This is a genomic window from Sorangium sp. So ce119, from assembly GCF_051524405.1.
GTDB classification, from domain to species: Bacteria; Myxococcota_A; Polyangia; order Polyangiales; family Polyangiaceae; genus Sorangium; species Sorangium cellulosum_G.
This window is the reverse complement of sequence record NZ_CP150310.1, coordinates 7,117,256-7,141,611: the sequence shown is the minus strand read 5'-3', so window position 1 is coordinate 7,141,611 and position 24,356 is coordinate 7,117,256. Positions and strand designations below refer to the sequence as shown.

22 protein-coding genes are annotated in these 24,356 nt (G+C 74.0%); 12 read left to right on the top strand and 10 right to left on the bottom strand.

Annotated features, from left to right (window positions below):
* Positions 1-11: 11 nt before the first annotated feature.
* Genes WME76_RS26815 through WME76_RS26805 form a run of 3 tightly spaced genes read left to right on the top strand, consistent with a single transcriptional unit; the run spans position 12 to position 1,928 of the window.
* Complete coding sequence (locus tag WME76_RS26815; RefSeq protein WP_437285031.1) at positions 12-647, top strand: hypothetical protein; 636 nt, start codon at positions 12-14, stop codon at positions 645-647.
* Positions 644-1,483, top strand: a complete 840-nt coding sequence (locus WME76_RS26810; protein ID WP_437955124.1) for a DUF4159 domain-containing protein — start codon at positions 644-646, stop codon at positions 1,481-1,483. The genes WME76_RS26815 and WME76_RS26810 overlap by 4 nt, the downstream gene beginning before the upstream one ends.
* A 7-nt stretch (positions 1,484-1,490) precedes the next feature.
* Entirely contained in the window at positions 1,491-1,928 is a 438-nt protein-coding gene (locus WME76_RS26805; RefSeq protein ID WP_437955123.1) for a hypothetical protein, read from the top strand.
* A 35-nt stretch (positions 1,929-1,963) separates the two neighbouring features.
* On the opposite strand, the gene WME76_RS26800 is transcribed toward WME76_RS26805, so the two are convergent.
* On the bottom strand, positions 1,964-3,373 hold the full coding sequence (locus tag WME76_RS26800; protein WP_437955122.1) for a PAS domain-containing protein: 1,410 nt from the start codon (positions 3,371-3,373) through the stop codon (positions 1,964-1,966).
* Between the two features lie 286 nt (positions 3,374-3,659).
* Between WME76_RS26800 and WME76_RS26795 the strand changes: the two genes are divergently transcribed.
* Positions 3,660-6,044, top strand: a complete 2,385-nt coding sequence (locus WME76_RS26795) for a glutamine amidotransferase (RefSeq protein ID WP_437955121.1) — start codon at positions 3,660-3,662, stop codon at positions 6,042-6,044.
* A gap of 75 nt (positions 6,045-6,119) precedes the next feature.
* Here the strand turns inward: WME76_RS26795 and WME76_RS26790 are convergent, their stop codons facing one another.
* The 7 genes from WME76_RS26790 to WME76_RS26760 form a co-directional block, all read right to left on the bottom strand.
* Positions 6,120-7,247 (bottom strand): SMP-30/gluconolactonase/LRE family protein, encoded by a 1,128-nt coding sequence (locus WME76_RS26790; RefSeq protein ID WP_437955120.1) that lies wholly within the window; start codon positions 7,245-7,247, stop codon positions 6,120-6,122.
* 546 nt (positions 7,248-7,793) lie between these two features.
* On the bottom strand, positions 7,794-8,741 hold the full coding sequence (gene sigJ / locus WME76_RS26785) for an RNA polymerase sigma factor SigJ (protein ID WP_437955119.1): 948 nt from the start codon (positions 8,739-8,741) through the stop codon (positions 7,794-7,796).
* Positions 8,738-10,090 carry an FAD-dependent oxidoreductase gene (locus tag WME76_RS26780; protein ID WP_437955118.1) on the bottom strand — a complete coding sequence of 451 codons (1,353 nt, stop codon included), beginning with the start codon at positions 10,088-10,090 and terminating at the stop codon, positions 8,738-8,740. Before WME76_RS26780 ends, sigJ begins: the two co-directional genes overlap by 4 nt.
* A 96-nt stretch (positions 10,091-10,186) precedes the next feature.
* The gene (locus tag WME76_RS26775; protein ID WP_437955117.1) at positions 10,187-11,776 is read right to left on the bottom strand and encodes a hypothetical protein; all 1,590 of its coding nucleotides are present in this window, start codon (positions 11,774-11,776) and stop codon (positions 10,187-10,189) included.
* Positions 11,777-11,905: 129 nt separating this feature from the next.
* The gene (locus WME76_RS26770; protein WP_437955116.1) at positions 11,906-12,982 is read right to left on the bottom strand and encodes an ABC transporter substrate-binding protein; all 1,077 of its coding nucleotides are present in this window, start codon (positions 12,980-12,982) and stop codon (positions 11,906-11,908) included.
* Positions 12,982-13,764, bottom strand: a complete 783-nt coding sequence (locus tag WME76_RS26765) for an ABC transporter permease (RefSeq protein ID WP_061616837.1) — start codon at positions 13,762-13,764, stop codon at positions 12,982-12,984. The genes WME76_RS26770 and WME76_RS26765 overlap by 1 nt, the downstream gene beginning before the upstream one ends.
* Before the next feature lie 77 nt (positions 13,765-13,841).
* Positions 13,842-13,973: a hypothetical protein gene (locus tag WME76_RS26760; protein ID WP_437955115.1), complete on the bottom strand. Its 132-nt coding sequence runs from the start codon at positions 13,971-13,973 to the stop codon at positions 13,842-13,844.
* A gap of 381 nt (positions 13,974-14,354) precedes the next feature.
* On the opposite strand from WME76_RS26760, the gene WME76_RS26755 reads away from it, so the two are divergent.
* From WME76_RS26755 to WME76_RS26730, 6 genes are all read left to right on the top strand, one after another.
* Positions 14,355-15,200, top strand: a complete 846-nt coding sequence (locus tag WME76_RS26755) for a hypothetical protein (RefSeq protein ID WP_437955114.1) — start codon at positions 14,355-14,357, stop codon at positions 15,198-15,200.
* A gap of 58 nt (positions 15,201-15,258) precedes the next feature.
* Complete coding sequence (locus WME76_RS26750) at positions 15,259-15,906, top strand: HAD family hydrolase (RefSeq protein WP_437955113.1); 648 nt, start codon at positions 15,259-15,261, stop codon at positions 15,904-15,906.
* Positions 15,907-16,046: 140 nt separating this feature from the next.
* The gene (locus tag WME76_RS26745) at positions 16,047-17,027 is read left to right on the top strand and encodes a hypothetical protein (RefSeq protein ID WP_437955112.1); all 981 of its coding nucleotides are present in this window, start codon (positions 16,047-16,049) and stop codon (positions 17,025-17,027) included.
* 298 nt (positions 17,028-17,325) lie between these two features.
* Complete coding sequence (locus WME76_RS26740; protein ID WP_437955111.1) at positions 17,326-17,823, top strand: RNA polymerase sigma factor; 498 nt, start codon at positions 17,326-17,328, stop codon at positions 17,821-17,823.
* On the top strand, positions 17,820-18,587 hold the full coding sequence (locus WME76_RS26735) for a hypothetical protein (RefSeq protein WP_437955110.1): 768 nt from the start codon (positions 17,820-17,822) through the stop codon (positions 18,585-18,587). Before WME76_RS26740 ends, WME76_RS26735 begins: the two co-directional genes overlap by 4 nt.
* A gap of 10 nt (positions 18,588-18,597) precedes the next feature.
* Positions 18,598-19,971 (top strand): glycosyl hydrolase family 8, encoded by a 1,374-nt coding sequence (locus tag WME76_RS26730; protein WP_437955109.1) that lies wholly within the window; start codon positions 18,598-18,600, stop codon positions 19,969-19,971.
* A gap of 23 nt (positions 19,972-19,994) precedes the next feature.
* Here WME76_RS26730 and WME76_RS26725 read toward each other — a convergent pair whose 3' ends face one another.
* The gene (locus tag WME76_RS26725) at positions 19,995-20,768 is read right to left on the bottom strand and encodes a class I SAM-dependent methyltransferase (RefSeq protein ID WP_437955108.1); all 774 of its coding nucleotides are present in this window, start codon (positions 20,766-20,768) and stop codon (positions 19,995-19,997) included.
* A 242-nt stretch (positions 20,769-21,010) separates the two neighbouring features.
* Here WME76_RS26725 and WME76_RS26720 point away from each other — a divergent pair, with 242 nt between their 5' ends.
* Positions 21,011-22,243 carry a purple acid phosphatase family protein gene (locus WME76_RS26720; RefSeq protein ID WP_437955107.1) on the top strand — a complete coding sequence of 411 codons (1,233 nt, stop codon included), beginning with the start codon at positions 21,011-21,013 and terminating at the stop codon, positions 22,241-22,243.
* Between the two features lie 24 nt (positions 22,244-22,267).
* Here the strand turns inward: WME76_RS26720 and plsY are convergent, their stop codons facing one another.
* Positions 22,268-22,918: a glycerol-3-phosphate 1-O-acyltransferase PlsY gene (gene plsY / locus WME76_RS26715; RefSeq protein WP_437955106.1), complete on the bottom strand. Its 651-nt coding sequence runs from the start codon at positions 22,916-22,918 to the stop codon at positions 22,268-22,270.
* A gap of 114 nt (positions 22,919-23,032) precedes the next feature.
* Between plsY and WME76_RS26710 the strand changes: the two genes are divergently transcribed.
* On the top strand, positions 23,033-24,310 hold the full coding sequence (locus WME76_RS26710) for a patatin-like phospholipase family protein (RefSeq protein WP_437955105.1): 1,278 nt from the start codon (positions 23,033-23,035) through the stop codon (positions 24,308-24,310).
* Positions 24,311-24,356 lie beyond the last annotated feature (46 nt).

The window sequence follows — 24,356 nt, the reverse complement described above, 5'->3', positions numbered from 1 at the left end:
CGCTCCCGGCCGTGCCGCGCGCCCTCCCCTCGCTGCTCGCGCTCCTCGCGCCGCTCTCCGGCCTCGCCTGCGCGTCGTCCTCGCTCCCCGACCCGAAGGAGGCGGTGCAGGCCTACGCCGACGCGGCCGCGCGCGGCGACGCCGACGCCATCCACGGGATGCTCAGCGAGCGCAGCCGCACCGCGATGTCGCGCGACGAGGTGCGGCGGCGCGTGGCCGAGGCGCGGGCCGAGCTGGCCGAGCAGGCCAGGAGCGTCACGGCGCCCGGGGTGGTCATCAAGACGCGCGCCCGCGTCCGCTACCCCGACGGCGAGATCGCGACGCTCGAGCTCGACGACCGCGAGCGCGCCTTCCGGATCTCGGCCGCCGACGCGCTGCCCGCGGGCGGTCGCACCCCCGAGCAGGCCCTCGAGCAGCTCCGCCGCGTCCTCGCGCGCCGCAGCTACGCCGGCCTGCTGCGCGTGCTCACGCCGGCCACGCGCAGCGCCATCGAGAGCGACCTCCGCTCGCTCGTCGAGGGGCTCGCCCAGCCCGAGGGCCTCGAGGTCAAGATTGCCGGCGACACCGCGACGGTCCAGATACCTGGCGGGCACGAGGTGAAGCTCCGGCGCGAGGCGGGCGTATGGCGGGTCGAGGACTTCGATTGAACCGGCGGATCGGCCTCGAGGGCGCGCTGCGGCCGCGCCGCCTCGGCGCCGCGGCGCTGGTGCTGGTGTCGGCGCTGCTCCTCTCGGCGATCCCGCGCCCCGTGCGCGCCTTCGGCGAGGAGGGGGCGTGGAACCCGCGGCCGCTGCTCACGGGCAACGCGCGCTGGGAGGGCGTGCGCGCCACGGCGCCGGCGCGCTGGTCGTTCGAGCTGGAGCGCCGGACGAGCGCGCCCGCGCGTCGCAACCCGACCACCGTGCGCGCCGACGACCCCGCGCTGCTCGCCGAGCCGTTCGCGCTCTGGGGCGGCGAGGGCGACCTCCCGCCGCTCACCGAGCGCGAGGTCTTCGGCCTGCGCCGCTTCCTCGCGCTCGGCGGCGTCCTGTTCGTCGACGACTTCTCCCCGGGGAGCGGCGCCTTCGGCCGCGCCGCGCGGCGCGAGCTCGCCCGTGTCCTGCCGGAGGGCTCGCCGATCCCCATCGGCACCGAGAACGTCGTCTTCCGCTCGTTTTACCTCCTCCCGCGCGCCGTCGGCCGCGTCGAGGGGCCGCAGAAGCTCTCGGCGATCGTGCGCGGCGGCATGCCGCAGGTGATCTTCTCCGACCACGATCTCTCCGGCGCGCTGGCCCGCTCCGACGGCGGCGGCCCGAGCGTCGAGGTCACGCCCGGGGGCGAGGCGCAGCGCGAGCGCGCGTTCCGCCTCGCCGTGAACATCGCGATGTACGTGCTCTGCTCGAACTACAAGGACGACCAGGTCCACGCGCCGTTCCTGATGCGCCGCCGCGCCATGGACGACGGGCGGCCCCGCTCCTCGCCTGCGCACCCCGGCGCGCCGTGAGCTGACCATGCCGGATCGTCTCACCCCCGCGCCGAAGCCCACCCCCGCGCCGAGGACGGTCTGGCAGGACGACCACTACACGGTCCTCGTCGACGAGCCGCTGGGCATCGTCTGGAACGTGCGCACCAGCAGGCCGTTCGCCTCCGTCGAGGAGCTCGAGGCCGTGAAGGCGACGCTCTGCCGTGTCCTCGATGGACTTGGCCGCTCGCGGTATGCCCTCCTCGTCGATGTCCGCGCCGCTCCCGGCCGGAACGACCCCTCGTTCGAAGCCGCCCTGGAGCGCATCCGGCCGCGCTGGCTGCGCGGGTTCCGCAGGGTCGGCGTGCTCGTGCAGAGCGTCGTCGGCGCGATGCAGATCCAGCGCTACGCCAGGCAGGACGGGATCGAGCGGCTGATCACGACCGACGAGGCCGCGATCCTCCGGTACCTCACGGAAGAGCGCTGATCGGTGAGCCACCGCAGTGGCGACCTGCGCGCGAGCTACCGCCCGGCGTGACGGAGCGCGTGAGCGATGCCGCTCTGCAAGGTGCTCAGCGTCGTGATGCCGGCGAGATCCACGCCGAGCGTGACCAGCGTCTGCGCAACCTCCGGGCGGACGCCGGTGAGCACCACGCGGGTGCCGAGGAGCTGGGCGGCGCGCGCGGTCCGCGTCAGCGCGTTGGCGACGAGCGTGTCGACGGCGCGCACGCCGGTGATGTCCAGGATCGCGGTGTGGGCGCGCTGGCTGCTGATGCCGGCCAGCAGCGTCTCCATGATGAGCTCCGCGCGCGCCCCGTCGATCGCCCCCACCAGCGGCATGGCCACCACCCGGTCTGCGAGCGGGATGAGCGGCGTGGACAGCTCCCGGAGGGCGGCCTGCTGCGCGGCGATGATCGTCTCCTGGAGCGCGGCCCGCTCGGCCTCCGCGCGCCTCAGCGACGTGATCTCGGTCACGATGCCGCCGAGGCCGATCGGCTCGCCCCGCTCGTCGTGGATCGGGAACTTGACCGTGAAAAAATGAAGGGGCGCGTCGCCGGACGGGAGGACCTCCTCGAACTGCATGACCTGACCGCTCGCGATCACCTCCCGCTCCTTCGCCGCGAGCAGCGCCGCGACCTCGGGGGGGATGGCGCTCTCCAGATCGCCTGCGCCGATGAGCTCGATGACGTGCTTCTGCAGGCTCTGCGCATAAGCGCGGTTGGCGAAGACGTAGCGTCCCGCCATGTCCTTGACGAAGATCGAGCTGCGCGCGTTGTCCACGAGCTGAAGGAGCATCTGGTACCGTCCGTGGACGGTCTGCTCTCGCCGCAGCCGGTCGCTCATGTCATCGACGATCGCCGCGATCTCGCGCACGTCACCTGGCTCATCGCGCAGCACGGCGTAGGTCCACCGGCAGGCGAGCGGGCGCCCGTCCTTCGTCCTGGCCTCGCTCGCAGCCGCGGCGAACCGGCCCTCGGAGGGGGCGAACTCGAACGCCTGCGCCGCCGCTGGCGACACGGGATCCGCGGCGACGAGCTCGGCGAGCTTGCGACCGAGCGCCTCGCTCGCGCTCCAGCCGAAGATGCGCTCGGCGGCCTCGTTCCAGCGCGTCACCGTGCCGTCGGGGCGCCAGCGGATCACCGCCGGCAGCGCCGTCGGCAGCCACTCGGGCGCGTCGTGCGCGCCTTCGCCCGGCGCGGCGCCATCCGGCGCGGCGCCGTCCAGCAGGCGCAGCGGCGCGGCGCCGTCCAGCAGGCGCGGAGGCGCGCCGCCGTCCGGCGCGCCTCGCGCCGCCCCGTCATCCTGAGCCGGCGCGCGACGGTCGGACCGGCCTGCCAGCGCCTTCTCCAGCGCCTCGACGCGGGCCCGCAGCGCCGCATTCTCAGCCCTCAGCCGAACCGCTTCCGTCTCACCTAGCTCGTCGCGCACCATGGGCCAGGTAACCGAGGGTACGCGGAGCGCGCGCGGCGTTTCAAGGTTGTTGGCCGCGCCGTCCAGGGTTGTCGGCGGTCGCAGAGACGGCGCTTTGCTGGGACACGCAGCCCCGATGTGCCGGGTGAGCGCCGGGGTGGGACGCCTCGCCTCGATGTACTAGGCTCCGGCCCGTGCCGCGCGCCCTCGACTCGCTGCTCGCGCTGTTGCTCTCCCGCTCCGGCGCCGCCGGCGAGCCTCCCTCTTCTCCCGCGTTCCCTCCTGTTCCCGCGCCCCTGGAGCGGCCGTGACCCGGAGCCTCGCGCCCTCGGGCGATCTCTCCTCGCCGGTCGTCGCCGTCGCGTGCGTCGTCGCGGCGCTGAGCTTCGGGCTGCTCCTGCTCGAGCTCATCCGCGCCCGCGGCCGCGGCGCGACGGCGTTGGGCGGCGCTGCGTCCGCGCGCGCGGCGCTCGGTACGGCGCTCACGGGCGCGCTCGCCGTGCTCGGCCTGCTCGCCGCCATCCTCCGCCCCGTCGCGGTCACCTCGCGCGGCAGCCTCGTGGGCCCGAAGGTCGTGGTGCTGATCGACGGCTCCCGATCCATGGACCTGCCGGGCCTCGCGGGCACCCGCCGCGACAGCGCCGCGCAGGCGCTCGCCGAGCTCGGCAAGCGCGCCGACGTCCGGCTCTCCCGCTACCTCTTCGGCGAGGGCGCGCCGGTCCCAGCCGACGCGCGGACGCCGGACGAGGCCGCCGCCACGACGCCGCCGCCGGGCGCGAGCGCCGCCGCGAGCGCGGGCGCCGCGGCGGCGCCGGCCGGGGGCGCGGACGCAGGCGCGGCGGCGCCCGCCGCGGCCCCGCCGGCGCGGGCGCGAGCGCAGCGCCGCTCGGACCTCAGCGCCGCGCTGGAGGCGCTCGCCCGCGCCGCCGACGAGCGCCCGTCGGCGTTCGTCGTCGTCTCCGACGGCCGCCTCGACCGCCCGGGCCCCGACGACACCGCCGCGGCGACGCGGGCCGCCCTCGAGGGGCTCGACGTCCCGGTGCACACCGTCGCGGTGGCGACAGAGTCCGCGCGCGACGCCGGCGTCCGCGCGGTCCGCACCTCGGGCGCCGCGGTCGCGCACCAGCCGCTCTCGCTCCGGATCGACATCGGGTGCAGCGGCGGCCTCGAGTGCGACGCGGTCCCGGTCGTCGCCCGCGAGCTGCGCGAGCAGGGCGCGCCCACGACGCTCGCGACGGGCACGGCGCACGTCGAGGGCGGCGTCGGCACGGTCGAGCTCGGCGTGACGCTCGACCGCGCGGGCACGCGCATCCTCGAGGTGGCGATCGACGCGCCGGACGGCGACGAGCTCCCCGAGAACGACGTCCGGTACATCACCCTCGACGTCGCGCGCGACCGCATCCGGGTGCTCCACGTCGCGGGCCGGCCGACGTACGACGTGCGCGCGCTGCGGATGTGGCTCAAGGCCGACGCCTCGGTCGACGTCGTCGCGTTCTTCATCCTGCGCACGCCGGGCGACGAGGTGAACGCGGCGTCCGACGAGCTCGCGCTGATCCCCTTCCCGGTGGACGAGCTCTTCAGCGTGCACCTGTCCAGCTTCGACGCGGTGGTCCTGCAGGACTTCGACGCCGCGCCGTACGGCCTGACCAAGCACCTCCCGGCGCTGGCCCAGTACGTCGACAAGGGCGGCGGGCTCATCATGGTGGGCGGCCCGAACGCGTTCGTGCAGGGCAACTACGCGCGCACGCGGCTCGCCCGCGTGCTGCCGGTCGATCTCGACATCGGCCGCGCGCCCAAGGTGGACCTCGGCGCCTTCGTGCCGCGCATCACCGCCGCGGGACGCGCCGCGCCGGTGCTCGCGCCGCTGCTCGCGCTGATCGGCGACGAGATGCCGGAGATGCCGGGCACCAACGTGGTCGGCGATCCGCTCCCCGGGGCGACGGTGCTGATGACGCACCCGACGCGCACGACCGCCTCGGGCGCGCCGATGCCGGTGCTCTCGCTGGGCGAGCACGAGAGCGGCCGGACGATCGCGCTGACGATCGACGGCAGCCACCGCCTGCTCTTCAGCGCCTTCGCCTCGAGCTCCGCGGGCCGCGCGCACGGCGCGTTCTGGGACGCCCTGCTCGGCTGGCTCATGCGCGACCCGCGCTTCGAGCCCGCGTCGATCGAGGCGCGCGGCGGCTGCCTCGCGGGCGAGGAGACGACGCTCGTGCTGCGCCCGCTGGCCGGGCAGGGGGGCGAGGCCCGGGTGACGATCGCGCGCCTCGGCAGCGGCACGGTCGTGCGCACGCTGACGGCCCGCGTCGGCGACGGCGGCGAGCCGGTCGAGCTCGCGGCCGGCCGCTTCGAGCCCGGCGGCTATGCGGCCACGGTGGAGATCGTCCCCGCCGCGGGCGCCGCCGGCGACGTGAAGGGGGCGACGACGCGGCGCGATTTCGCGTGCGAGCGCGGCGGCGACGAGTGGGCCGACCCGCGCCCCGACGTCGCCCGCCTGGAAGAGATCGCCCGCGCGACGGGCGGCGCGTCGGTGCTCCCCGCCGCGGCCGGCTCGTTGCCGCTGCCGGCCGCGACGCAGGTGGCGGCCGAGCGCCACGTCGCGCCGCTCCTGCCCCCTTGGGCCTGGACGCTCGCGGCCGCCGTCGCGCTCGGCGCGCACTGGATCGTGCGCCGGCGCAGCGGCCTCGCGTGAGGCCGGGGCGCCCCCCGTCGCGCCGCGCGCTCACGCGCTCACGCGCTCACGCGCTCGCGGGCTGCCTGCCTCGCTTCAGGGGAGCCACGGCTTCTCGAGCGGATCTGCCCTGTCGCCGACCGGGACCTTCAGCACCGCGAAGTTGTCCGCGTTCCCGCTGAGGAGCGCGTGGTTCACGATGAGCAGCGTGCTCTTCGCGTCGTTGAAGGCGACGTTGGCGGGGGCGTCGAGGGGAATCTCGTCGCAGGGCGAGCTCTCGATGCGCGACGCCTCGCCCCCGTCCTCGTCGAGCACCGAGATCGCGTTGGTGCCGGCGAGCGTGACATAGAGCTTCCCCGACCTCCCGAACGCGAACCCGTCGGGCGCCTGGCCGCCGGCGTACTCGTGGACGAGCTCCAGATCGGCCTCGTCGGGCGCGTCGACGAGGGGGATCCGGTAGATGGCCCCCACGCTCGGATCGGCCAGGGAGAAGGTCACCGAGACGTAGACATGCTCGCGCAGCGGATCGAGCCGGATCCCGTTCACGCCGAACGGCTGGGGTCCTCCTCCGGCGAGCGCCTCGCTCTGGAACCAGATCTCCGGCGCGCCGCCCCCGGGCGCATAGCGGAAGATCGTCGCCTGGAACGAATCGGTCACGTAGGCATAGCCGTCTTCGTCGAAGGCGATGTCGTTCGGGATCGGCGGTAGATCGAAGGGCGTCGGCGAGCACGCCTCTCCGGGCGCGGCCGCCGCGCACGCCGGCAGGTCCGGCAGCGGAGCGCCGTAGCTCTGCTGGACATATCCGTGTCCAGCCCTGGTGAAGCGCAGCAGCCCGAGCTGCGTGCTGAGCGCGTAGACCCGCCCCGGGCCGTCGACAGCGATGCAGCTCAGCGCATGCTCGGCGTCGAGCGCCTCGCCCGCGACCGTGATGGTGCTCTTCAGGTCCTCGCTGTTCGTGCCATAGACGAAGATCTTCGACGGACCCTTGCCCGCGGTGCCGAACGTCGCCGGGCCAGACACATAGACCCGATTGCCATCGACCGCGATCCCCTCAGGGAACCCGGGGTTCGCCGGGGTCCTGGCGAATGTCTGGATGCCGCCCCGCCGGCTCCCCTCTGCCGGAGCCGCGATCAGCGCCGAGGCGGCGGAGAGGAGCACCAGGGCGCCTTGGGCAAGACTCTTTACATTGGAGCGCGATAGTTTTGACAGCACAGAATGCAGCATCGATCCCTCCTGTGTCCGCGAGGCGCGGACCGGGGTTGCTGAAATGAACGCTCTTGGAGGCCAAGGTGCGAGTGGCTCGCCTCATCAAGCTCAAGCTGCGTTGATGAGGGTGGGAGTATATGCCAATGAGTTAATTGGCTGTCGAGCTAAATCTCCCTGGCTCCTTAAATCCTTACGAGGGAGTCGGCGCGCGCGGTTCGTGCTCGAGAATTGCGTTGTCCTATCGCCTGGTTGCGAGCCTGCGTCCTTGTCGGATCGCGTGTCGTTGCGCGGCTGGGGCGCTGTTGGATCGCGCGATGGCGCGCTTGTTGCTCAGTTGTTGACAGTTGACAGTTGACAGTTGACGGTTGACAGTCGCGTGGTGCAGGCGGGTGTCGCCCTGTCATCGATTGTCATTGAAGCGCGCGTGGAGCGGTGCATATCGCGCGGCGCGGCTCGGCGCGCCGCACCGGCGTGAGCTCGCGCGCGCGATGCCATGTCGCCGAGCGGCCCCTGCGACGCGCCGATGCGCGCGGCGGGCCGGCGCGATCAGGCGCGCGTCGGCGGTCAGGAGATCGGGAGGAGCGGGAGCGCCGCCGCGAGCCTGGCCAGCTTGTCGGGATTGCGCATGATCCAGATGGCGTCGACGCCGGCGGGCGAGACGTCCAGGCCGATCGCGGTCGCGAGCCGCGCCCCCTCGTAGACGAGGAGGGCTGGTCCGCCGTTGACCGACGCGACCTGGGTGGTCGCGCCGGCGCCCTTCTGCCAGAGGCCGATGACGTAGCGCGTGACGCGATCGCGGCCGCTCAGCACCCGGCGCGCCGCGCTGGCCTTGCCGCCGGCGTCGGGGGTCACGCTCGCGCCCTCGGCGAGCATCGCGGCGAGCGCGCCGGCGTCGCCGCGCGCCGCGGCCTCGAGGAACGCCTCGAACAGACGCCGTCGCTCGGCCTCGGTCGCGCGGAACCGCGGCTGGCGCGCGGCCACGTGCTCGCGCGCCCGGTGCACGAGCTGCCGGCAGGCCGCGGGCGAGCGGACGAGCGCCGCCGCGATGGCGTCGAACTCCCAGTCGAACACGTCGCGCAAGATCAGCGCGGCCCGCTCGAGCGGCGACAGGCTCTCGAGCACCACGAGGAACGCCATCGAGATCGACTCGACCCTGTCCATGCGCGCCGCCGGGCTCTCCGCGCCGCCGAGCGCGTCCGCGTACTCCGCCGCGGCCCCCTCGCCGTCGACCAGATCGCCGGTCGGCACGGGCTCCGGGAGCCACGGCCCCACGTACGCCTCGCGCCGCGCGCGCGCCGACTTCAGCACGTCGAGGCAGAGGCGCGTCACGATCGTCGCGAGGTACGCCGCCGGCGCCTCGGGCGCCTCCCCGGCGGCGCGCGCGCGCAGGTAGGCCTCCTGGACCACGTCCTCGGCCTCGGCCGCGCTGCCGAGCATCCGGTAGGCGAGGCCGAACAGCGAGCGCCGGTGCGCCGTGAAGCACGCGGCGCTCACCCCCGCCGCCACGCTCATGTCGCCGCACCGGGCGCGAGCCGCTCGCCGCCCGCGGGGTCGAGGGCGCCCTGCCGCGTCGGCGCCTGCCCGGGCGCGCCGCGGCGGTGGGGGCGGAGCTGCTCGAAGCGGAGCACCGCGATCGTGAAGCGGCAGACGAGCTCCTTGGCCCACGCGCCCGCGCGGCCGGTGAGCACGCGCTCGAGCGGCCGGTCCATCGGGTCGACCCGCTGGATGAGCCCGCGCCGCCGGCCGAGGCTGATGCACTGGATGGCAAACGCGAAGCGGAACGGCGTCGGCGGCTCGTCGCCGGCGAGCGCGGCGACGATGCTGTCCGCCGCGTACGCCGCCTGCGGCAGCGCGGTGGCGCACCCCATGCGCAGCGGCGCGCCGTCGCCGTCGAGCGCGGCCGCGGCGTCGCCGGCGCCCCAGATCTCCGGGTGCGCGGGCGCGCGGAGCCGCCCGTCGACGGCGAGCCGCCCTCCGGCGACGGTGGCGAGCCCGGAGCTCCCGGCGAGCGCCGCCGGCCGGAAGCCCGCGGCGAGGACGACGATGTCGGCGGCGAGGCGCTCGGGCAGGGCCTGCCGCTCGGCCGCCCCGGCGCCGGGCGCGGCCGCCGCGCCGTCCTCGCGGGCGACGAGGAGGCCGCTCGCGTCGACCCGGGTCGCGCGCGCGCGCTCGACCGTCGCGACGCCGAGCTCGCGGAGCGCCTGGGCGACGTACGCGCGCCCGCGCTCGGACAGCCCCTCGCCGACGCGCCCGCGCGTCGCGAGCGCGACGCGCAGCGCGGGGAACGCCTCGGCGATCTCCGCCGCTGCCTCGATCGCGGTGAGCCCGCCGCCGACCACGACGACGCTGCCGCCGGGGCGCGCGGCGCGCAGGCGGTCGCGCAGCGCGCGCGCGCTCGCGGCGTCCGCCACCGAGAGCGCGTGCTCGCCGCCGCCGGGGACGACCTCCGGCGCCGCGGCGCTGCCGGGCGCATACAGGAGCGCGTCGTAGTCGAGCCGCCGCGCCGGCGCCGCTGCGTCGTCCGCCGCCGCGGCGCCCTCGACGGCGAGCTCCACCTCGACCGCCCGCGCCGCCGCGTCGATCCTGCGGGTCCGGCCGACCACGAGCTCGATCCCCCGCGCCCCGAGGAGCCGCGCGAGCTCGATCCGGCGCGGCGCCCTGCCGGCGGCGAGCTCGTGCAGCCGGATCCGCTCGACGAAGAGCGGCGACGGGTTCACCAGCGCGACCGAGACCGGCACGCGCCGGCGCGCCGCCTTGCCGGCGATCCGCAGCGCCGCCGCCACGCCCGCGTATCCGCCGCCGATCACCACGACCCGGGCGCGCCCGGGGCCCCCCGGTCCGCCCTGCTTCCTCTCGTCCATGAGTGCCTCCCGCCCCGGCGATCGGGGCTCGGCGACAAGACGAGAGGGCCGCCCTGCTTGTGACATGGCCCTCGCGGGGCGCGGTCGAGGGGACGCCTACGGCCGCGCCGGCCAGGCGACGGGCGTCGGCACGAGCCGCGGCTCGATCGTCCCGTTGCCCAGCTCGCCGTTCTTGTTGTCGCCCCAGCAGAGCATCTCGCCGGTGCGCTTCAGCGCGCAGCCATGGTCGTCGCCGAGCGCCAGCTCCACGACGTCGGTCAGCCCGATCGGCTGCGGGGTGAAGCCGGTGTCCTGCGTCCCGGTGCCGAGCTGCCCCTTCGCGTTGTCGCCCCACAGGAGCGCCTCGCCGCTGGCCAGCACCGCGCCGGAGTGCCGCGCGCCGAGCGCGAGCCAGCGCACGTCCACGAGCTCGGGGATCTGCCGCGGCACCGCCTCGGTGTTCACGACGCCTGTCCCGAGGCGGTACTGCGCCCCCTTGCCCCAGCAGGACGCCACGCCCTGCGCCGGCGCCGCGCAGGTGTGCAGGGCGCCCGCCGCCGTCAGCGAGACGCTGGTGAGGCCCACCACGGCCGTCGGGGTGGTCTTCGGCTGGAAGCCGCCGACCCCGAGCTGGCCGTCCTGGTTGTGGCCCCAGCAGCTCATCGTGCGCTGGCCCATCCGCTCGATCATGCCCGCGCAGGTGTGCGAGAGCCCGGCGCTCACCGAGGCCACGTCGTCCAGGATCACGGCGGGCACGAACAGATCGGCCTCTTCGCCGTACCCGAGCTGGCCGGAGCTGCCCTCGCCCCAGCACCAGAGATCGTGCGACGTGGTCACGGCGCACGTGTGGGTCCCGCCGACGGCGACCTGGGTCGCGCCCGTGAGGTCCCTCGCGCGCACCGGGGAGAGGGCGTTCATCGCCTCGTCGTCGCCGAGCTGCCCGCTGTTGCCTGCGCCCCAGCACGCCACCGCGCCGTCCGTCAGCACCGCGCACGTGTGCGTGCGCGCCGACGAGAGGCTCGCGGCGACCCGGTCGGCGGCGCCGCCGAGGCCGACGACCTGCCGGGGGATCGGCCGATCCTGCTGGAGCGTGCCGTCGCCGAGGTTGCCCCAGGTATTCCTGCCCCAGCACCAGACCGTGCCGTCGCTGAGCACCGCGCACGTGTAGTCCGTGCCCGCCGCGATGTGCTTCGGCACGACGCACGCGCCCTGCACGCACTGGCCGCTGCACGGCTTGTCGCAGCTCCCGCAGTGCGCGGTGCTCGTGAGGAGGTCCACCTCGCAGCCGTTCTCGGGGCCCTTGTCGCAGTTGCCGCGGTTCTCCTCGCACGCCGGCGACTGGCAGACGCCCTCGACGCAGCTCGGCGTGCCGCCGAAGGTCGAGCAGGCGACGTCGCACGAGCCGCAGTGCTCCGCGTCCGTCCTCACGTCGACGCACGCCCCGTCGCACGTCACCTCGTCGCCCGGGCACCCGTCGCCGCCGCCGCCGCCGTCGCCGCCGTCGCCGCCGCCGCTGCCGCCGCTCCCGCCGCTGCCGCCGCCGGTGCTCGAGCTCGTCGACGTCATGCCGGGCGGGCGCGCCCTGAACTCCTCGCCGCACGCGCCGGCGGCGAGGGCGCCGGCGACGGCGGCAGCCACGTACGCCGCCGCGATGGGCAGCGAGACGAACGGGAGCCGGCTGGCCCGAGGTCGATGCGTGAAAGCCATGAAGGCGCTTTTCCTTGCGTTGTGGCGCGGCAGCGCCGTGGGCGCGCGACGGCGCGGGCTGCATTCTAGACGAATTCGCGCGACGGGATCCCTCGCCCGCGCTCGCGCCCCGTCCGCCTGCCGCCTCGATCAGCCCGCGGCGACGAGCAGGTCGTCGATCGGCGGCACCTTCTCGAGCACGCCGAGATCCACGAGCTGCTTGGCGAGCGTCTCCCAGCGCTCGCGGGTCATCGCGCCGAGGCCCTTCTCCTTCACCTCCGGGGTCTCGATGAGCGGCCGCTGCGCCTCCGCCGCGGCGACGAAGGTCTCCGCGTCCATCGACGTGTTGAGCTTGGCCATGACCGCGTTGGCCCGGGCCGGATCATGGAGGTACGCGCGCCAACCCTCCCGCGTGGCGCGGACGAACGCGCGGACCCGCTCCGGGTTCTCCTTCCAGAGCGCCGCGCGCGTGATCACCACCACCACGTACGGGTTGAACCCCTCGGAGGCCACGAGGAACGTGGCGGGATCGCTGCCCTTGCGCCTCGCCGCGATCGGCTCGGCGGTGATGAAGCACTGCTGCGAGAAGTCCTTGTCCGCGACGAAGCGCGCGACGCCGCCGTCGTACGGCACGACCTTCACCTTGTCGAACCCGTACTTCTTCTTGAGGTACGCGGCGTAGGGCAGCCCCGGCTCGATGGCGAGCGTGCCTGCCTTGAGCACGTCGGCGATGCCCTTCGCGCCGCGGCTCTCGTGGGTCATGATGGCCTGCGGCGAGGTCTGGAACACGGCGAACAGGGGGAGCACGTCCGCCCCGCGGGCGCGCGCGGTGAGCACCTCGTCGGCGCCGGAGATGCCGAAATCGACCTGCCCGCCGGCCACCATCTGGACGACCGGCACGCCGGCGCCGCCGCCGAGGATCTCGACGTCGAGCCCCTCCTTCGCGAACGCGCCCGCCTCGCGCGCGGCGTAGAACCCGCCGAACTCGGGCTCCGGGACCCAGTTGAGGGCGAGCTTCACCTTCGCGGCCGGCGCGCCCTCGGCAGGCGCGGCCGGCGCGCTCCCCGGCGCGGCGGCGGCCGGCGCGCTCCCTGGCGCGGAGGCGGCCGATGAGCGCCCGTCGCCCTCGGGCGCCTGCGAGCGCGAGCAGGCCGGGGCGAGGAGGGGGACGGCGACGAGCGAGGCGAGGCGCTGGAGGAACAGCCGGCGACTGTCGGGGGAGTGCATCAGCGATTGATCTCCGAAGGATGCCAGCGCCGCAAGAGCCGCTTGCCGGCGAGGTCGACGGCGCCGAACAGCGCGAGGCCGAGCCCGGAGGCGAGCAGCACGGCGGCGAACAGCAGATCGGTGCGAAGCTGGCGGTACGCCGAGAGGACCAGGATGCCGAGGCCGGCGGCGTCCTCCGAGAAGCCGGCGACGAACTCCCCGACGATGGCGCCGATGACGGCGAGGCCCGCCGCGATCCGGAGCCCGGTCACGATGTGCGGGAGCGCCGACGGCAGCTCGAGCTTGCGGAGCGTGGCGAGGCGGCGGGCGCCGTAGAGCCGGAAGAGGTCGCGCAGCGCGGGCTCGACGGAGCGCAGGCCGGTCAGCGTGTTCGCGATGACCGGGAACACCGAGACGATGAACGCCGAGACAGCGACCGCGCGCAGGCCGGGGCCGCACCAGAGCACGAGCAGCGGGGCGATGGCGACGATCGGGACGGTCTGCAGGAAGACGGTATAGGGATACAGCGCCCGCTCGAGCGGCCGCGACGAGGCGAGCGCGATGGCCGCGAGCACGCCGACCGCGGCGCTGAGGCAGAAGCCGGCGAGCGCGGCCTTCGCCGTCGTGAGCGCGCCGGCGAGCAGGGTGGCGGCGTCGCCCGCGCCCGCGCGCGCCACGTCCGAGGGGGGCGGCAGGAGGTAGGCGGGGATGCTCAGGGCGCGGGCGAGCACCTCCCAGAGCGCCAGCAGGAGAACGAGCGCGGCGAGCGGCGGCGCGACGGTGTGGAGGAGCGTGGGGCGCACGGCTGGGGCCTCTTAGCGCGAGGCCGCCGCGCCAGGAAGACGGGAGACGCGCCGCGCGCGGCGCCGTCAGCGCCGGGCTACTTGCCCTTCTTCGCGGGCGCGGGCGGAGCAGGCGACGCCTTGGCGGTCGCGGCTGCCTTCTTCTGGTTCTTGTCCGCCGTGTCCTGCTTCTTCTGTCGCTCTTTGGCCTTCGGAGATTTGTCACCCATGGGAGCACCGCCTTGGTGGATGCGTTGGTGAAACTCCACCTCGAGCGAGGCTACCACCGCCTCCAGCGGCGAGGTCACGAACTTTGTACTGCGCCGTCGATGGTTTTCCGAGCTCGCTCGGCTGCCCGCGAGCAGGGGAGCGCGGCCTTCAGCGTGGCCGCTGGCTGCCCCGGGCATGCGCGGCCGCGCGACGATCGACGGCTGTCCACGGCGTGGACATCGACCGCCCACCGGCTGGGCGCCGGCGGGGCCCAGGCTCCCGGAAAGCGCTCGAAAACACGGCTCTTCGCGCGGGCACCGGGCTTGCTCGACAGGCCGGACGAAGGGCACCGAGAGCCGCCGCTGTCCGCCGGCGTTCACCGGGCCCAGAGGGAACCCGTCATGAGAGCCACGTACCGGAACGATGAGGACGTCGCCCGTTTGCATATCGAGTCGCTGCTCGCGCGCCACCGCGAGCGGGTCGAGGCGATCCAGGGGCGCCTCGGTCGCATCTATGTCCGCCGCGTCGCCCGGTCCCTGGCCGGCCAGGCCGCCCTGGGCGGCGCCCTCCTCGTCGTCATGGCCGCGGCGGGGAGCGCCGGGCCTGTCCTCGGCATCCTCCGCGAGGGCGTCGCCACGGCGGCGCTGCTCGCCGCGTGGGTGATGGCCGCGCTCGCGTACGCCGCCGGTCGCAAGCTCGCCGTCGGGCGGCTCCGCCGCGCGCTCTCCCGCGAGGTCGAGCGCAGCGGCGACGTGCACGCCGATCGCGCGAGGCTCGAGGCCTCCGCGCCCGAGGCGCGCGTGCGCGGCATGATCGACGCGGAGGAGCGCCGCAGCGTCGCGCTCCCGCTCGCCGGCTTCGCGGTGCTCGCGCCGCTCACGCTGCACCTCGTTGTCTACTGCCTCGTCAGCGGCTGGTCCCTCCCGTGGAGCGCGCTGTTCGAGGGCTTCGACGGCTGGATTTGCCTGAGCCTGGCCATCGTGGGCCACGTGCACGTCGTCGTCGCGTACCTGGCCTTCCGCTACGCGCGGACGCTCCACGAGGCGCCGACGCGCGTCCTCGCCGGGGCCCCGCCTCCGGGCGCCCTGCGCGCGCTCGGCTACGCGACGCTCGTGAGCTGCGTCCCGGGCCTGATCTTCCTCGTGATCCCGCCGATCCTCGTCGCCGTCACGGGCGCCTTCGTCGTCCCCGCGTTCGTCCTCGCCCGCGAGCGCCTCCTCGAGGAGCGGCGGTGGCTCGACGCGTAGCGCCCCCGGCGCCGCGCGCGCTTGCCGGCATGGAAGGGCGACGCTACGAACGCGCGGCGTGTTCAAGGCCATCCTCTGGGACAACGACGGCGTCCTCGTCGACACCGAAGGGCTCTACTTCCAGGCCACCCGCGAGACGATCGCGTCGGTCGGGGTCGAGCTCACCGTCGAGGACTATCGCCAGCTCTTCCTCGTCGAGGCGCGCGGCGCCTGGCACCTCGCCGGCGCTCGCGGCGTCGACGAGGCGGGGCTGCGGTCGCTGGCCGACGCGAGGGATCGCCGGTACCTCGAGCTCATCGCGGGCGGAGACACCTTGCTGCCAGGCGCGCGCGAGGTCGTCGCGGCGCTCGCCGCGCGCTTCCGCATGGCCATCGTCACGAGCAGCAAGCCCGAGCCCTTCCACCGCGCGCACGCGACCACCGGCCTCCTGCAGTGGTTCGAGTTCGCGCTCACGCGCGAGCAGTACGCGCGCGCCAAGCCGGATCCCGAGCCGTACACGGTCGCTCGCGAGCGGCTGGGGCTCGCCGCGCGCGACGTCCTCGTGATCGAGGACTCCGAGCGCGGGCTCCGCTCGGCCAAGGCGGCAGGCCTGACGTGCTGGGTGGTCCCGTCGCCGCTCACCGCGCGGTCGGACTTCACCGGCGCCGACGCGCAGCTCGGATCGCTCCGCGAGGTGCTCGCCCGGCTGGAAGATTCCCGGACATGACCTCGGCGGGCCGTGCGCGATGAGGTAGCTCACAGCGCACCTCCCGCGCAGCGCGCCGGCGAACGATTTTTACACCGCCACGGGCGGGACGATGCACGTGCGTCTGGCGGCGCGCGGACGGTTCGTGGCACCTTCCGCCCGTGGCTTCCGGTGGCGGCATCTCGTTCATCGAGCTCGTCGTCCTCGGTTGGTCCTCGGCCGCCGCGACGCCGGCGCCGATCCCCATTCGTGTCGACTTCGACGCCCCGCCGGATTGCTCGACGGCGGAGCAGCTTTACGAGGGCATCCACGCCCGGTCGGAGCGCGTGCAGCGGGCCGCGGAAGGCGAGGAAGGCTGGGAGGTCCGCGTCCGGCTGCGGCGCGTCGGGTCCCGCATCCGCGGCGAGCTGCGTGTGATCCACGAGCGCGGCGCGACCGACACCCGGACCGTCGAAGGCACCTCGTGCGACACCGTGGTCCAGGCGCTGTCGTTCACCGCGGCGCTCGCGCTCGACAAGGTGGCCGCGGAGACGGAGCCGCCGCCCGCGCCGGCGCCGCCGCCGCCCGTCGTGCGGCCGGCGCCGCCGCCCGCTGTCGTCGCGCCGGAGCCGGAGCGGCCGCCGTTCCGGCTCGAGCTCGGCGCACAGGTCCTCTTGACGCAGGTCGTCTCGCCCGGCGTGAACCTCGGCGGCGCGCTCGTCGCCCGGTTGACCCAGCGCACCGGCGGCGCGCTGAGCCCTTCCTTCGGCCTGTCGCTGATCCACGCCCGCAATGACCTGCTCCCGGGCGCCGACCGAGCATCTGTCCAGTGGACGTCTGCCACGCTCACCGCATGCCCGCTGCGCTGGGAGATCGCCCACGCCGTCAGCGCGGCGCCGTGCATCACGGCGTCCGGCGGCTGGCTCGCGGCGACTGGACAGGGGATCACCAGCCCGGAGTCCGCCGCGCGATCGTGGTGGAGCGCCGGAGGCCTCGCGCGCGCCGCGTTATCGCTCGGCGAGAGCACGGCCCTGGAGGTCGAGGCGGGCCTCGCCGTGCCGCTGTTTCGTCGTCGTTTCACCATCGGGTCTCCGGCGGAGACGATCGCCGAAACCCCTGTGATTTCGCCGCTCGCGAGCGTCGGGATCGTGCACACCTTCTGAGCCGGGCTTCTGGTGATCACTTTGACGCGCGGCGGGAATCATAGCGCATCATGGACGGCACCCCGACGCTGGGCCGCAAGCGCGCTGCCCCTTACGACCCGCGGCACCTGCGCCGGTCTTGCCTTGACTGGTCATTTTTCACGAAGAACTCCTGTTTCCCGATGTCATGCCTTGCCTCGTGGTGAGCGTAAGCATGGGCGTCGGGGTGATGACGGCGGTGGCTTTGCCTGACACGGATCCGGCGGACAAGGCACCATCGGCCGCGCGCGTGAGCCAGCGAGATGCGCGTCTGCGGCGGATGGTCGACGCTCATGTCGATTTCATCGGCCGGGTGCTCCGCAACGCGGGCACCCCCGCCGCCGAGATCGATGATGCGGTGCAGCGCACCTTCATTGCCGCCGCCCAGCGGCTGGATGACGTGCGACCGGGCGCGGAGAAGAGTTTTCTGCTCCAGACGGCGCTCAACGTGGCCGCCCACGCCCGACGGAGCGCGGCGCGCCGGCGAGAGGTCCCGGCGGCCGAGCCGCCGGAGGTGGTGGACGCAGCGACACCGGAGCAGCTCACGAGCCAGAAGCGAGCCCGACAGATGCTAGACCAGGTCCTCGACCAGATGGAGCCGGATCTGCGGACGGTGTTCGTGCTGTACGAGTTCGAGGAGATGAGCATGGTGGAGATCGCCGGTGTGATCGGGATCCCACAGGGCACCGTGGCCTCGCGGCTTCGGAGGGCCAGGGCAGATTTTCGCGAGCGCGTACGCGCGCTCGAGCTCGTCACGACGAGCGAGGTGAGACGATGACCGAACCACGTCGCCTGCTGGAAGAGAGCGACAGCCCGCTCGAGCGCGCGCTGCTCAGCGCCGGCACTTCCTATCCCACGTCCTCGGAGACGCGCGCCAAGACGCTGGCCGCCCTGGGGCTCGCCGGCGCGGCTGCGCTGTCGAGCGCCGCTGCGCCCGCGGCGCTCTCCGCGGCGGGGACCGCTGCGGCGTCGTCGCCCGTCGTCGCGAAGCTCGGCTGGACCAAGATCCTGATCGCGCTCTCGACGGTGGGCGCGCTGGCCGGGATCCCCGCCGGGTACCTCGCCTGGCGCGGGACTCAGGCGCCGCCGCCCGCCGCTGTCGACCGCTTCGCCGGATCGCTCCCGGGCCCGATCGCGAGGGCGATGCCGCAAGCGGCGCCGGCGCCCGTGGAGGTCGCCGCGGAGCAGACCGCCGCCCCGACGCCGGCGCGCAGCCCCCGCGCCGCAGCCGCCACGAAGCCCGGCGCGAAGGCGACCGCGGCGAGCGCGGAGAGCGCCGCCCTCCAGGCCGAGCTCAATGCCCTCGACGCGGCGCGCTCGACGCTCTCCAGCGGGAACGCACAGGGCGCACTCTCGCTGCTGGACGCTTACACGCGGGAGCATCCGCGGGGCCGGCTGAGCCTCGAGGCCGAGGTCTTGCGGATTGACGCACTCGCGAAGAGCGGCCGGACCGCCGCCGCAGCGCAGCGCGCCGAGGCGTTTCTACGCCGGCACCCGAACAGCGTGCTTGCCTCCCGGGTCCGGCGCTATGTAAACGATTAAGCTTCGGGTCATGCGCTGCCCCGTTCCCCTCCGCCGGCTCCTCGGAGCGTCCCGCATCGGCTGTGCGTGTGCGGCGCTCTGCGCGCTGCCGGCGTGCGTGACGACGGTGGACTGGCTCGGCGGCGCCGGCACCACCGGCGGTGCGGACAACACCGGCGGTGCGGGCAGCACCGGCGGCACGGGCAGCACCGGGGGCGCGGGCGGCACCGGCGGCGGCGAAGGTGGCCTGAGCAGCGACGATCTCCGCCCGCTGACCGGCCCGGAGGCGTACCCCAACGTGCTCCGCGACGTGCTCGGCAAGACGGACGAGGAGATCGCGGAGAAGCTCGAGGACAGGTTCAACCAGCTCTTCTACGGCGATCCGTACACGGAGGCGATCTACTACCCGGTGCTCGGCACCACCGATCAGGCCTTCATCTACGATGTCCTGCACATGGATGTGCGCACCGAGGGCATCGGCTTCGCGATGATCATCACGGTCGAGCTCGACAAGCGCTACGAGTTCGACCGGCTCTGGCAGTACGCCAGGACGGAGCTCCGGTACACGACTGGGCCCAACGAGGGCTATCTCCGGTCGTGGTGCGACATCCCCAGCGGCAAGGCGCCCTGCGTCGACCCGTTTGGCCAGCAGCAGATCGCGATGGCGCTGCTCTTCGCTCATGGCCGGTGGGGGAGCGACACGGGGAGCATCGATTACGGTGCGGACGCGCTCGCCCTGTTCGATGTGATGCGGAACAAGGAGGAGCAGAACGGGGGCGTCGTCTCCGGCGTGACGAACATGTTCGACGCGGAGACGAAGCTCGTCTTCGACATTCCGCACGTCGCGGCGGCGAACACCACCCGTCCCTCCATCGAGATGCCCGCGTATTACGAGCTCTGGGCGCAGGCCACGGGGGACCCGTTCTGGTCCGAGGCCGCGGCGAGCGCGCGCGCGTACTGGAAGCAGGTCGCCCACCCGCGCACCGGGCTCATGCCGGTGCGCGCCGACTTCGACGGCACCCCGTTGCCCGGGTCGGACGACTTCGGGTCGCAGGCCTACCGCACGCCGCTGAACATGGCGCTCGACCACGTCTGGTTCGGGGTCGACCCGTGGCAGGTGGAGGAGGCGGACCGGCTGCTGGCGTTCTTCTCGGAGCAGGGCATCGACGACTATGGCGGGGCGTACACGCTCGAGGGCGAGGCCTCCACCGTCCCGATGAGCCGTGAGGCGGCGCTCATCTTCATGAACGGCGTCACGGGCCTCGTCGCGGAGAACGAAGATCGCGCCGCGTACATCGAGGCGGCGTGGTCGATGCCGCCGTCGACCGGGACGCCGCGCTACTACCCGGGGCTGCTCCACCTGCTGTCGCTGCTGACGCTCAGCGGTCAGTTCCGCGTGTACTGAGCCGCTCGCGTCCGCGGCGGCGCTCATTCGAAGCGCAGGTGGAGGATCGACGACGCGCGCTCGCCGCGGAGCAGGCGAGACACCCTGTTCACGCCGCGCAGCGCGCGCTCCAGCGCCGGCGTCACCTCGCCGTCGCCGATCGGCCGCAGCCGCGGATAGCGCGCCACGGCGCCGTCCGCCGCCGGGATCTCCAGGCACGCGCGCAGCCGCGGCGGCGTCCGCAGCGGCGGGTGCGCCTCGTGAACGAGGATGAGCTCGGTGCCCCTCGCGAGGCGCGCGGAGGCGCGCGTGAAGAAGGCGTCGACGAGCCCGGGTGGCTGCCGCTCCAGCGCGCCCTCGGCGATGAGGAGCGTTGGCACGTCGCCCGCGCCGCGGAGGCAATCCATCCAGCCCGTGCAGGCGATCGAGCAGCTCCTCGCGATCGCGTGGCGGTCCGACGTCTGCCACAGGCGGTGCGCGCACTTAAACTCGGCCACGTGCGGTGGATCGATGTCCACCCAGCGGAGCCTCCCGTTGTCGACGCGCGAGAAGCGTGTGCAGAGCCCGGCGTCGAGCGCGATGGCGAGGCCGTCCGGGTTCCGCTCGAAGTAGTGCCGGACGAGCCCGTCGACGACCATGGTGCGCACCGCCGTGGTCCGGAGCGCGCGGTCGTCGAAGCCCTCCGGATCGACGTCGAGCGTGGCCAGCATCGCCTCGGCCCACGGGTCGGCGAAGCCGAGATCGGGGAACCGCACGCGCGCCGCGGCGCGCCCGACGAGCGAGAGCACCGCGTCCCTGGGGACGGTCCTGGAGCTCATACGCCCTCCGAGCGGCGCGGGGCGCGAGGCCGCGCGGCGGCGAGCGCGGCGCCGCAGGACGGGCTCGGGGCAGGGGGTATGGTTCGGCTCACGTGGGCTCCGTTGTTGATATTGAAAGTGATGTTCAACTTCGATACGTGGGGCTCCACGAGGTGTCAAGAGAAACCGGCATCGGCGGCGGCGAGCAGGTCGGGCAGGGGAGGGCCGCCGGGAGGCGCCATCGGGGATAGAATGCGCGTCCGATGAAGCCTCTTCGTGCGGTAGGTCCGCCCCCCGTCGCGCCTGGGTCTGTCGTGGCCCTCCTCCTCGCGCTGGCGGCGGCGACCGGCGGCGCGAGCTGCGGCACAGCGGACAGCAAGGCGAGCCATGGAGGCGGCGCGCCGGCCGGAGCGGGCGGCGGCGAGAGCCAGGGCAGCGGGAGCGCCGCCGAGGGCAGGACGGGCGGTGGCAGCGCGGCGGCCGGCGGCGTGGGCGCAGGCAGCGTGAGCGGCGCCGCGGACGCGGGCATCGAGGTCGGCGGCCCGGGCGCGGGCAGCGTGGTCGGCGCCGCGGACGCGGGCATCGAGATCAGCGGCCCGAGCGCGGGCAGCGTGAGCGGCGCCGCGGACACGGAGCTCCGCGTGGTCAGGATCATCGCCATCGGCGACACCGGCGAGGGCAACCTCGCGCAGCACCAGGTCGCCGACCGGATGAGCGAGAAGTGCATCGAGGTCGGAGGCTGTCACGCCGTGATCATGAACGGCGACAACTTCTATTCTCACGGCGTGACCGACACCAGCGATGCCCAGTGGGGACCGAAGTTCGAGCAGCCCTACGACCGACCGGGCCTGAACGGACTGCCGTTCTACGCGGTGCTCGGCAACCACGACCACGGCCCGAGCAGCAGCGGCGTGCGGCAGGCGCAGATCGACTACTCGCAGCTGCCCGTGGGCGTCGGGCAGGGCAAGCGGATGAGCGACAAGTGGCACATGCCCGCTTCGTACTACGATGTTCGCATTCGCCACGTCCATCTCTTCGGGATCGATACGGTCGACTTCACCTCCAACGATCAAGCGGACGACATGAGCGCGCGGGTCGCCGCCTCGGACGCCACGTGGAAGATCGTCTTCGGCCATCACCCACGCTACACGTCGGGAGATCACTTCCACGACAACGACACGTTCGGGAACTCCGGGATGTACACCATGCAGCGGGCGATCTACTGCGGGGCCGACATGTACATGGCTGGCCATGATCACAACCTCGAGCTCATCGACAAGGGGCGCGACGTGGACTGCCCGAACACCTATTTCGCCATCAGCGGCGCCGGCTCGAAGACCCGACCGGCGTTCTCCGTCCCGGCCGACCCGCGGCAGCTCTTCTACACGGACGCGATCGAGGGCTTTGCCTACCTGCGGTTCGAGGGCGACTCGCTGCTCTACGAGTTCATCGACAAGAACGGCGCGCTGCTCTACGCGAAGGGGATCACCAAGTAGCCGGGCGCCGCGCGCGGGCCGGGATCAGCGCCGCTCGCGGTCGCCCGGCGCGCCGGCGCTCGCGCCGTCGTCGGGGCGCCTGCCGAAGGAGATCGTGCTCTCGGTCCCGGCGAGCATCCGCCGGATGTTCGGGGTGTGCTTCAGCCAGATGAACGCCCCGAGGAGGAGCGAGAGGCAGAGCACGGGGGCGCGCCGCTCGCCGAGGAGCCAGAGGAAGAGCGGCAGCGCGAGCGCGCCGGCGAGCGAGCCGGCGGAGACCATGCGGGTCACCCGCACGACGACCGCGAAGACGGCCAGCGCGGCGAGCGTGGACCGCGGCGCCAGCACGAGCAGCACGCCGCAGGACGTCGCGACGCCCTTGCCGCCCCGCAGGCCGAGGAACACCGTGTAGTCGTGCCCCAGCACGGCGGTGAGGCCGCCGGCCGCCGCGACCCACCCGCCCGGCGCGGCGGTGAGCCACGACGCGAGGGGCCCGGCCACGAGCGCGCCCTTCGCCATGTCCGCGGCGAGGACGGCCAGGCCGGGCTTCCAGCCGAAGGCGCGCAGGACATTGGTGGCGCCGATGTTCCCCGAGCCCACCGCGCGGATGTCGATCCCTTTGACGAACCGCGCAAAGAGGTAGCCTGTCGGGATCGCTCCGAGGAGGTAGGCGAGGACCAGGTAGATTGCCGTCATCGGGCGCCTCCGTGCCCGCGCGCTCCGGGGATGTAGCATGGCGCCGCGGCCGCGCGACGCGGCGAGCGCGCTTCAGGGCCGCTCTGGCGATCGCGACCATGGTACTCTGCGAGCATGGCCAACCTTCCGCCCGCTTCGACCCGGAACGGCCGCGCCCCCAAGATCGCGCTCGTGCTCGCCGGCGGCGCTGCCCGCGGCGCCTACGAGGTCGGCGTCGTGCAGCACATCCTCGAGGAGGTCGCTCGCGACATCGGCCGCGACGTGCCGCTCGACATCCTGTGCGGCACCTCGGTCGGCGCCATCAACGTCTGCGGCCTCGCGGCGTTCGCGGACGAGTCGCGCAGCCGCGCCCGGCGGCTCGCCGCGGTGTGGACGCGCCTGCGGATCGACGATCTCGTGCGGCTCGACGTGCGCGGCGTGCTCGCGGTCGGCCACGATCTGCTCCGCGGCGGGGCCGCGAGCGCGCCCGCGAGCGGCGCCCGCACCGCGCTGCTCGACACCTCGGGCCTCGAGCGGCAGATCGCGGAGGCCGTGCCGTTCGAGCGGATCGACGAGCACCTCGATCGGGGCCTCCTGTCGGCGGTGACTGTGTCGACGACCCTGGTGAAGTGCGGCCGCACGGTCGTCTTCGTCCATCGCCGCGAGCCCGGGCTGCCGCCCTGGAGCCACGATCCGACGATCGCCCCGCGCGCCACGGCGCTCCGCGCCCAGCACGCGCTCGCCTCGTCCGCGGTCCCGATCCTGTTCCGCCCGGTGAGCATCGACGGCGAGCTCTACTGCGACGGCGGTCTGCGCCAGAACGTCCCGCTGTCGCCGGCGCGGCGCCTCGGGGCCGACGGCGTGATCGTCGTGAATCCGCGGTACATCGAGCCCGCCTCGTCCACGGCCGATCGCGAGGCGCCGGGCTCCCCGGGGCCCCTGTTCCTGCTCGGAAAGACGCTGAACGCGCTGATGCTCGACCGGATCGACAACGACCTGGCGCGCCTCGAGAGCATCAACGGGATCCTCGAGGCGGGGCGGCGCCGCTATGGCGAGGGCTTCGTCGACGAGCTGAACGACGAGCTCGGGCTCCCGCCGGGGCGCGCGCTCCGGCCGCTCCGGTCGCTGCTCATCCGCGCTTCCAAGGACATCGGCAGCCTGGCGGCGGAGTTCGTGAGGTCGCCGGCGTTCCGCGCGCGGACCACGAGCGTGCTCGGCCGGGTGATGCGCCGCCTCGCCGAGGGGGACGAGCGGCGCGAGGCGGACTTCCTGTCGTATCTGCTGTTCGACGGGGAGTTCGCCGGGAGGCTCATCGAGATCGGCCGCGCGGACGCGCGCGCGCGTCACGAGGAGCTGTGCGCGTTCTTCGAGAAGGCGCTGAGCCCGGGCGGGTTCGACGCGCGGGAGCGGTGAGCTCGGGGAGCAGCTCGGCGCGCGCGCCGACCTCCGCGCGATCTCC

What these genes read in the sequence shown, in the direction of transcription:
- WME76_RS26805 (WP_437955123.1), top strand. Translation starts at nt 1,491, where the DNA reads ATGCCGGATCGTCTCACCCCCGCGCCGAAGCCCACCCCCGCGCCGAGG.
- WME76_RS26800 (WP_437955122.1), bottom strand. Translation starts at nt 3,373, where the DNA reads ATGGTGCGCGACGAGCTAGGTGAGACGGAAGCGGTTCGGCTGAGGGCT.
- WME76_RS26790 (WP_437955120.1), bottom strand. Translation starts at nt 7,247, where the DNA reads ATGCTGCATTCTGTGCTGTCAAAACTATCGCGCTCCAATGTAAAGAGT.
- sigJ (WP_437955119.1), bottom strand. Translation starts at nt 8,741, where the DNA reads ATGAGCGTGGCGGCGGGGGTGAGCGCCGCGTGCTTCACGGCGCACCGG.
- WME76_RS26780 (WP_437955118.1), bottom strand. Translation starts at nt 10,090, where the DNA reads ATGGACGAGAGGAAGCAGGGCGGACCGGGGGGCCCCGGGCGCGCCCGG.
- WME76_RS26775 (WP_437955117.1), bottom strand. Translation starts at nt 11,776, where the DNA reads ATGGCTTTCACGCATCGACCTCGGGCCAGCCGGCTCCCGTTCGTCTCG.
- WME76_RS26770 (WP_437955116.1), bottom strand. Translation starts at nt 12,982, where the DNA reads ATGCACTCCCCCGACAGTCGCCGGCTGTTCCTCCAGCGCCTCGCCTCG.
- WME76_RS26760 (WP_437955115.1), bottom strand. Translation starts at nt 13,973, where the DNA reads ATGGGTGACAAATCTCCGAAGGCCAAAGAGCGACAGAAGAAGCAGGAC.
- WME76_RS26755 (WP_437955114.1), top strand. Translation starts at nt 14,355, where the DNA reads ATGAGAGCCACGTACCGGAACGATGAGGACGTCGCCCGTTTGCATATC.
- WME76_RS26740 (WP_437955111.1), top strand. Translation starts at nt 17,326, where the DNA reads ATGGTCGACGCTCATGTCGATTTCATCGGCCGGGTGCTCCGCAACGCG.
- WME76_RS26735 (WP_437955110.1), top strand. Translation starts at nt 17,820, where the DNA reads ATGACCGAACCACGTCGCCTGCTGGAAGAGAGCGACAGCCCGCTCGAG.
- WME76_RS26730 (WP_437955109.1), top strand. Translation starts at nt 18,598, where the DNA reads ATGCGCTGCCCCGTTCCCCTCCGCCGGCTCCTCGGAGCGTCCCGCATC.
- WME76_RS26725 (WP_437955108.1), bottom strand. Translation starts at nt 20,768, where the DNA reads ATGAGCTCCAGGACCGTCCCCAGGGACGCGGTGCTCTCGCTCGTCGGG.
- WME76_RS26720 (WP_437955107.1), top strand. Translation starts at nt 21,011, where the DNA reads ATGAAGCCTCTTCGTGCGGTAGGTCCGCCCCCCGTCGCGCCTGGGTCT.
- plsY (WP_437955106.1), bottom strand. Translation starts at nt 22,918, where the DNA reads ATGACGGCAATCTACCTGGTCCTCGCCTACCTCCTCGGAGCGATCCCG.
- WME76_RS26710 (WP_437955105.1), top strand. Translation starts at nt 23,033, where the DNA reads ATGGCCAACCTTCCGCCCGCTTCGACCCGGAACGGCCGCGCCCCCAAG.